The organism is Mesorhizobium sp. M0909, assembly GCF_040319515.1.
Taxonomy (GTDB): Bacteria; Pseudomonadota; Alphaproteobacteria; order Rhizobiales; family Rhizobiaceae; genus Mesorhizobium.
The window spans coordinates 1-663 of record NZ_JAMYOA010000069.1; the positions used below are offsets into that span (position 1 = coordinate 1).

1 protein-coding gene and 1 pseudogene are annotated in these 663 nt (G+C 66.4%); both read left to right on the forward strand.

The window, feature by feature from the left end:
* Window positions 1–16: 16 nt before the first annotated feature.
* Window positions 17–100: pseudogene (locus tag NKH83_RS31555) on the forward strand (recombinase family protein); the annotation flags it as partial.
* A gap of 75 nt (window positions 101–175) precedes the next feature.
* Window positions 176–663 (forward strand): recombinase family protein (locus NKH83_RS31560; protein WP_352809080.1); only part of this gene is annotated, 488 nt, incomplete at its 3' end.

A 663-nucleotide genomic window follows, 5' to 3' on the forward strand; every position in this document is an offset into this window, starting at 1 on the left:
GGCAGAGGATGATCTTTTGCTCCAGGTTCAGGGCGTGATCGCCGAATATGAACGCGCCAAGATCCTTGAGCGCAGCCGTCGCGGTCGTCGTCATGCGGCCCGTTCCGGCTCCGTCAGCGCTCTGACGGGTGCGCCCTTCGGCTGCCGCTATGTGAGCCGGGACCAAGGCGGCGGCGTGGCACGCTTCGAGGTGGTGGAGGTGGAGGCGCACATTGTTCGTCTGATCTTCGCATGGGTCGGCCTCGATCGCATGAGCTTGCGAGAAGTGTGCCGGCGGCTCGAGCAGATCGGCTGCCAGACACGGGTAGGAGCTACGCATTGGCACGCGTCCACGATCCGCGGCATGCTCGCCAATCCGGCCTATGCCGGACGCGCCGCTTTCGGACGCGCCCGCTTCCTGCCGCAGCGGCCGCGCTTGCGGCCGATCCGCGGTCATCCGCAACCCTCGCCGCGCGCCACTTGCCGTGTTCTCGTTCCGCCTGAAGAGAGGATCGCGATCCCTGTTCCCCCACTTGTTGATCTCATCGTATTCGAGGCGGCCCGTGCACAGCTTGAGGAGAACCGGAAGCGCAAGCGCCAACGCATACCCGGCGCGGACTGGCTGCTGCAGGGCCACACGGTCTGCCGGCGTTGCGGCTACGCCTATTATGGCAAGCGTGCGCC